The organism is Vibrio floridensis (assembly GCF_021852965.1).
GTDB lineage: Bacteria > Pseudomonadota > Gammaproteobacteria > Enterobacterales > Vibrionaceae > Vibrio > Vibrio floridensis.
The window spans coordinates 1-7,177 of sequence record NZ_JAKGCY010000027.1; the positions used below are offsets into that span (position 1 = coordinate 1).

At 40.6% G+C, this 7,177-nt stretch carries 6 protein-coding genes; all 6 read right to left on the bottom strand.

Annotation, left to right across the window (positions count from 1 at the left end; genetic code table 11):
• Positions 1 to 166 precede the first annotated feature (166 nt).
• On the bottom strand, positions 167 to 745 hold the full coding sequence (locus LZU85_RS19770) for an AbiU2 domain-containing protein (RefSeq protein ID WP_237288284.1): 579 nt from the start codon (positions 743 to 745) through the stop codon (positions 167 to 169).
• Between the two features lie 154 nt (positions 746 to 899).
• Entirely contained in the window at positions 900 to 1,703 is an 804-nt protein-coding gene (locus LZU85_RS19775) for a hypothetical protein (RefSeq protein ID WP_043877209.1), read from the bottom strand.
• A gap of 267 nt (positions 1,704 to 1,970) precedes the next feature.
• Positions 1,971 to 2,162, bottom strand: a complete 192-nt coding sequence (locus LZU85_RS19780) for a hypothetical protein (RefSeq protein WP_237288286.1) — start codon at positions 2,160 to 2,162, stop codon at positions 1,971 to 1,973.
• A gap of 617 nt (positions 2,163 to 2,779) precedes the next feature.
• Positions 2,780 to 3,151, bottom strand: coding sequence for a hypothetical protein (locus tag LZU85_RS19795; protein WP_237288288.1), 372 nt, complete (start codon positions 3,149 to 3,151; stop codon positions 2,780 to 2,782).
• Positions 3,152 to 4,279: 1,128 nt separating this feature from the next.
• Entirely contained in the window at positions 4,280 to 5,032 is a 753-nt protein-coding gene (locus LZU85_RS19800) for a hypothetical protein (protein ID WP_130193231.1), read from the bottom strand.
• A gap of 1,568 nt (positions 5,033 to 6,600) precedes the next feature.
• Entirely contained in the window at positions 6,601 to 7,077 is a 477-nt protein-coding gene (locus LZU85_RS19820) for a GNAT family N-acetyltransferase (RefSeq protein WP_237288290.1), read from the bottom strand.
• Between the last annotated feature and the right edge of the window lie 100 nt (positions 7,078 to 7,177).

Genomic DNA, 7,177 nt, shown 5'->3' on the forward strand with positions numbered 1-7,177 from the left:
CATACAACCAAACTGAAAAGCTAAGGGAACAAAGAAAAACCATAAACCACTGATTTTACGTGATTAAGCATAACGCCGCATTAAGGTGTGAGCGACGCTTGGCTATACTTGAGCGAAGCGAAACTGCCAAGCGTTGCGAATCACTCTTAAATGCTTTGTTATGCGTTTATTTACGGTGCTTGTCAGCTAATTTTAACGCTTCTATCAGCGCGCTACCACCCGCACCAATAGGTGTGACAAGGTATTCATAAGCTATCGGTTTGTCGAAAGTCTTTGATTCGAATTTGTTCATATACAAACGTAACAACTCTAATGCTTCTTCGACATATTCTCGCGAAAACCCTGAGAGCGGTTCCTTCGCTTGACCTAAGCTATGTATTAAATCGGCATGCGCAATACGCTTATTTCTCAGTAACCTAAATTTTCCACAAGCCAATTTCAGAGTATCAAAATCAGAACTAAGCTCTTGTGCTAACAGAGTGTTTTTTTGGTCATTAGCGCAAACAACAAGCTGTTTTAAACTCAAGTTGTCATTTGAGCCCTGCCTATTGGGGTCAGTAAGCTTAGAAAAAGTAAGCGCTACATGGTCAAGCATTAAGAAGTCTACGAAATAAAAGAAACTTGCTCCATTTTCATTCAGTAGCTTGGTAACATCTTCACCTTGCGCATAAACCTCTCGATAGACTGTCCATCGATAATGAAGTTCTGTCACCTCTCGTGACAATACTTTGTAAATATCTTCCATGTGCACCTCAAAACTATCATGAACGCATAACGCCCAATTAAGGGGTGAACAACGCCTCCACCCAAACCTAAAGCATTGTGCTATAAACACTTAACTGACTTGAAGTGAGGGCACCAAGCGTTGTGAATCCCTCTTAAATTGCTTGTTATATTTATTATTTCGAAATAGCACGTTCTGCTTTTTTTGACACCTGCACACCTTTATAGAACTGAGACAGTAGATTGACAATCACAGCATTATTTTTAAAATCATCTGGCTGAATGAGTACTTTTGGTTTCCCCATCGTGTTATTAATATCAAAGATCAAGTGAAACCAAATGTTAGGAACAACAAAATTATAATGTTTAAAATCATCTGGTTGATCAATAGTAAGTGAGGAGCAAAATGCCCAAAAATCCTCACCTGCGTTCAGATTAACAAGCAGACTAAAATTGCCAACACCTTTGCCAAAGATATAGCTTTCTAGCATTTCAATTTCTTTTTCCCCAAGGTTGTGCTCGATAATATAAAGCTGCCTCAGAACAAATGAAGCTGCGAAGTATTTTAGAGTTTCGGCATTATTTTCGTTAAAATAACCCGACTCTAAAGCTTTTTTGAACATATCAAAAGTTATCTTGCACTGTGACTTTTTTAGCTCTAAAAACAAAGCGTCATGATCAGTTGAGTAGATAGTTTTTTTGATTTCGTCTTTATCAAGACGATTTATATCGTGAAGAATTCGCGTAAATTTCGTTTCATTATCTGAAAGCAAAGTTTCACAGTCATTACAAAATAGAAAGCTCTTCCATTGCCTTTGAGTTACATCAATTTTATTTTTTTTACTATCAAGAACTAATAAACCATTTAAGTTATGTGTATCATCCTGATACCTGCGCATAAAACGATAGATCAACTTTGGAATTACATGGCTGTTCTTTAATTCTTTTGTCTCTTTGCAGAGTTTACAACTACCTAGCATATTAATCTCCATAAATATAACGCTGCGTTAAGGGGTGAATGCCGCACAAACCAACTTCCCGCAGACCACCTTCACCACCAAAACTCACTGCATACCAAAAATGCCACGCGGCATGAATCCCACTTGAACGCCTTGTTATGCTTAAGCTTCAATGGGTTACGTTTTTCTGGAAACAAGATTAACTCGGCTTTGATTCACAAACAAAAGTCAAACGTAGAAAACCGAAATGACTCATAGTTTTGAAAATCGGGCTTTGAAATTCGGCCGCTAAAACTCAAAACCTAAGATCAAATTGCTGATTGAGCCAGCCACCCTAACCTCGCGCTTACCTGAAAATTGATTGAGGCAACTCTCTGAATTTTCAGCGCCAAAGAATAAGTGTCCGAAAAGTAGCGCCCACTGAAGCCAACTTGCCGACGAGCACATAACCCGAAAGCTGAGGTAACAAAGAAAAACCATAAACCACTGATTTTACGTGATTAAGCATAACGCCGCGTTAAGGGGTGAATGCCGCCTAAACCAACCTTCAGCAGACCACCTTCACCACCAAAACTCACAGTAAACCAGAAATGCCACGCGGCATAAATCCCGCTTTAACGCTTTGTTAGGTGAGATTACACACATTACCAAATGTAACTAGGCAACTTAAAAGACTCACAACGATAAAACTAACAAAAAAAACAAAAATAAAGTACAACCTTTGGACATATTGGTTTTGCTTATCAAACTCAATAGCAGAGTTTACTACAGTAAAACACGCAACAAAGTTAGCTAAAGAAAGTTGGCCTAATAATATCATTAAGCCAGTATCTTGCAGGTACCGATTGAAAACACTAACAATAGATAAATTGCTTTGATGCGCTTCATACACCCACCCCACACAAAACATCACGGGTAGTGAAAGTAAAAAAAATATAGGAAGCTTTAGCCTGAACTTTCGCATATCACCTAACGCCCTGTTAAGGGGTGAGCAACGCAATACCTAAGCTACCGCATGCCACCTTAAACACTTAAGCCAACGCATAGTAAAAATGCCACGCGTTGCGAATCCCTCTTGAACAGTTTGTTAGGTGTTTTTATGCCGTTGACTCTCTGACATAAACATCTGAGCGCTCATTAACTTTACCTAAACGGACTAGCCTAGAAGCAATAGAGCCTTTTGTCCTTTTATGAGATTTAGATAGTTCATCAATACTTAAACCCGAGTCAAACCCTTTAGACAGCATTTCATCTTCGTCTGACTTCCATGGTTTACCAGCATTCTCGGGTAAATCGGATTTGCGCTTCTCAGCAGCAATTGATGCTTCGAGATTCTGCTTTGCTACACACAAAGCTCGAATTATTTGTGGTTGGTTGAAACAACTTTCACCCGATAAATCTTCACCAGTTTCAGGGTTAACTCCGTCTGATAACGCTGAGATAATTTCTAACGCTTTAATCATTTCCATAATTTTTCCTCTAGCACTAACGCTATGTAACACCTAACGCCGCGTTAAGGGGTGCAGGCACGCAATACAAAAGCTACCGCACAGTGCCGTAACCACCGAACTCAACGCAAACTGAAAATGCCACGCGTGCCAAATCCCTCTTAAACGCTTTGTTATGCGCGCAGCTTTACTAATCCTTTTTATATTTTGACTCTTGGTACAACCAAGTAAACCAAAATACAAATGGTAGAACTATTGCTATAAAAACTATGGTCATGGACTGCTCGGAGATAAAGCCTTCAATCGAAGCATTGTCTTGAGTAGCGAAGTAAAACACTGCACGAACTAAGGAAACGATCAGTAGGAACGAGATAGTGTTACTAGCGACGTATCTAGCAAATCCTTTCTCCCTATTTTTAGCCCATCGTTCTTGTTGATCTATACTCATGCATCGTACCCCAATTTATAAAAAGAACATGGTAACTTTTGGTCTGAGCACAATCATGAATACTTTGAGTATTTTCGACCAAGTTAATAAAGATTTGAATAGCGCATAACGCCGCGTTAAGGGGTGCAGGCACGCAATACAAAAGCTACCGCACAGTGCCGTAATCACCGAACTCAACGCAAACTAAAAATGCCACGCGTGCCAAATCCCACTTTAACGCTTTGTTATACTTAAGCTTCAACGCCCACATTTTTACCAAAACTAAGATTAACTCGACTAGGATTAGCTAACAAAAGGCAAAACCTAAAAAACTGAAATGACTCATAATCTTTGAAAATGAGACTTTGAAATTTGGCAGATAAAACTCAAAAACCTACTATCAAATTGCTGATTGAGCCAACTGCCCTAACCTCGTGCTTACCCGAAAACTGATTGAGGCAACTCTCTGAATTTTCAGCGCCAAAGAATAAGTGTCCAGAAAACAGCGACCAATGAAGTCAACTTGCCGACGAACACAAAACCAATCAGCCAAGGGAACAAAGAAAAACCATAAACCACTGATTTTAGGTGATTAAGCATAACGCTGCGTTAAGGGGTGAATGCCGCACAAACCAACTTCCCGCAGACCACTTTCACCACTAAAACTCACCGCATGCCAAAAATGCCACGCGGCATGAATCCCGCTTGAACGCCTTGTTATGTTACGGAGCTACCAGTGATAGCGCAAACTCTCGCATATGACGTGCATTATCAGCAGTTTCGGCATTGCCACAAGCCTGTCCATAATATTTGATATCCGGTGATGAATAGGCTGGCAACGGCTTCTCTGCATAAGTCATTACCGTCCCCGCTTCATGACACAATGCCCCAAATGCATATGGCTTAATTTGCTTGTGATGCTCTTTTAGAAGCTGCCCTTTTAACCAATGTATTGCTGTGTTGTCGTGCCATGCCCAAGCCAGATGCCCCAACTCATGCTCAAGTACATGAAGTTCTGCATCAGAAGATAGAACCAAAAAACTGCGACTAAAATTTACATGAGCAGTTCCTGCACTGTCTTTTGCAAAAGGAAAGTCTTTAGGAAGAACTAGAACATAATAACTTCCAACTTTTTGCATTGGCTCAAGAACCGAGCTACCAACATTTAGGAGTAACTGTTGATGTAACTTACCACTGTCTTGACTTTTAAAACTGGTCAAATCAAGTTTGGTGATTCCTGAAAGGGTCCTTCTAATTGGAATGCAAGAGTTCTCTAGAACAAGGTTTGAATAGTCAATAAACTCTTCAATTCGTGCCTCACTAATGGAGTCATCTGTGAAAAAATGCACTGGCGTATCAATTTTAGGGACGGAATCACACACGGGGAGCGATAACTCCTCACCACCTCGTTTACCGACAAAAAATAGAGCGGTTACACCGAGTAAACAACCGCCAACTAACAACTTTATATTCATTCAATTACTCGTAAAGTGCAGTAACATAACGCTGCGTTAAGGGGTGAATGCCGCCTAAACCAACTTTCCGCAGACCACTTTCACCACTAAAACTCACCGCATACCAAAAATGCCACGCGGCATGAATCCCACTTGAACGCCTTGTTATGCTTAAGCTTCAATGGGTTACGTTTTTCTTGAACCAAGATTAACTCGACTTTGATTTACAAACAAAAGCCAAAACATAGAAAACCGAAATGACTCATAGTTTTAAAAATCGGACTTTGAATTTGGCCGCTAAAACTCAAAAACCTAAGATCAAATTGCTGATTAAACCAACCGGCCTAACCTCTCGCTTACCCGAAAATTGACTGAGGCAACTCCCTGAATTTTCAGCGCCAAAGAATAAGTGTCCGAAAAACAGCGCCCAATGAAGTCAACTTGCCGACAAGCACAAAACCAATCAGCCGAGGGAACAAAGAAAAACCATAAACCACTGATTTTATGTGATTAAGCATAACGCCGCGTTAAGGGGCGCAGGCACGCAATACAAACGTGACCGCATAACACCTTATTCACTAAATAAACTGCAAACTGAAAATGCCACGCGTGCCAAGTCCCTCTTTAACGCTTTGTTAGGCTTGTGCTACCTGTTAGCAATGAACCTTTAGCTTTGCTGCTTCTTTCTTAGGTACTTGCTACTTCTTTCATAGACAAATGTTAACCCAGCATAAATAGACACAAACAACAGTAAATCTAATGCAGCCAGTTTTACGTTAAATGGATCTGAGAATATGTTGTATGTGAAACCAAGTTGCGCTTCTATGAGTTTCACCAAAACTATCGTTGCAATAAAAACCAATATACCCATCAACTTACCTATCGAAAGTGGTAACAACATTCATCGAAAATATGATAATCCCGACCAAAGAAAGACTAAAAATTAAGGCACGAAAATTACGTTATTAATGCGAGTCAGTTAGTGATATCACCGACTAGCCTAACGCTGCGTTAAGGGGTGAATGCCGCACAAACCAACTTACCGCAAACCACTTTCACCACCAAAACCAACCGCATACCAAAAATGCCACGCGGCATGAATCCCACTTGAACGCCTTGTTATGCTTAAGCTTCAATTGGTTACGTTTTAATTGAACCAAAATCAACTCGACTTTGATTTACAAACAAAAACCAAAACGTAGAAAACCGAAATAACTCATAATTTTGAAAATCAGACTTTGAAATTTGGCTGCTAAAACTCAAAAACCTAAGATCAAATTGCTGATTGAGCCAACCGGCCTAACCTCTCGCTTACCCGAAAATTGACTGAGGCAACTCCCTGAATTTTCAGCGCACAAAAATTAGTGTCCGAAAAACAGCGCTCAATGAAGCTAACTTGCCGACTAACTCGAAACTAACAAGCCGAGGGAGCAAAGAAAAACCATAATCCATTGATTTTATTTGATTAAGCATAACGCTCTGTTAAGGGGTGAGCAACGCAATACCGAACCCGCCGCAAACCACCTTAACCACTAAATTCAACGCATAGTAAAAATGCCACGCGTTGCGAATCCCTCTTAAACAGTTTGTTAGGTGCGTAGCCAAAGTTGGTAAAAGTCTGTTTCATCGTGCTTGGGATTCTTGCACACGAACTCCCAACCATGGCGCTTATAGAATGTGAGAGCTCGATGGTTAGTTCGGCTTACTGAAAGTACGGCACGCAAACAACCCGCTTCACTCAAAGTGGTTGCAATATAATCCTGCACTTTTGGGGCGAGTCCTGATCCACGAAAATTCGGCTTTAAGTAAATGAGATGCACATAGCCAGTCTCCGGCTCGGGTGAAAAGCTACGAAACTCTAGCTGCCCAGCAAACTGACCATCCACAAATATATGGACATAGAACCATCCTGATGTTACTAACCGGTCTAAGACTCGTTCACGATAACCACTGATGAAGTCGTCGAAACCATCGTAATGCCCAAAACTACAGAAGTATGCATCTTTTCTCGCAGCAACGCACAATTCGAAATCATCAATGTTTATCTGCTGAAAAGAAATTTCCATACTTACCTTTTCCTTCAAGCACCTAACGCCGCGTTAAGGGGTGAATGCCGCATAAACCAACCTTCCGCAGACCATTTTCACCACCAAAACTAACCGCATA